General features: G+C 62.2%; 2 protein-coding genes. Both read left to right on the forward strand.

What is annotated here, in order from left to right:
- On the forward strand, positions 1 to 119 hold a 119-nt coding region (locus CK944_RS23090), incomplete at its 5' end, for a transposase domain-containing protein (protein WP_146038802.1).
- The coding region (locus CK944_RS22690) for a hypothetical protein (protein WP_103175223.1) at positions 119 to 333 on the forward strand (215 nt) is incomplete at its 3' end. The genes CK944_RS23090 and CK944_RS22690, both read left to right, overlap by 1 nt.

Raw genomic sequence — 333 nt, forward strand, 5'->3', positions numbered from 1 at the left:
CGCAGGCCTGGCTTGCCGATGTCATCGCTCGCATCGCCGACCTGCCGGTCTCGCGGCTGCCTGAATTGCTTCCATGGAACTGGAACCAGCCGGAAGGCCGGTCAGCCGAGGCCGCCTGATGGCCCGCGTCACGCATCTCCTTTCTCTCGATGAAGTCGCCAGGAGGATCGGCGAGAACCGCGAGCTCATCGAGATTGTCAGCGCCAATTCCGACAACATCGACTACGGCGAGATGATCTGGGTCGACAACGGTACCGAGGAAGGGATCAAGGCCTTCACAGACCGCGGCATCGAATGCCTGCAGGAGCTCATCGCAGACATCCGCACCTGGGA

It is taken from the genome of Paracoccus sp. SY, assembly GCF_002901215.1.
Lineage (GTDB): Bacteria > Pseudomonadota > Alphaproteobacteria > Rhodobacterales > Rhodobacteraceae > Paracoccus > Paracoccus acridae.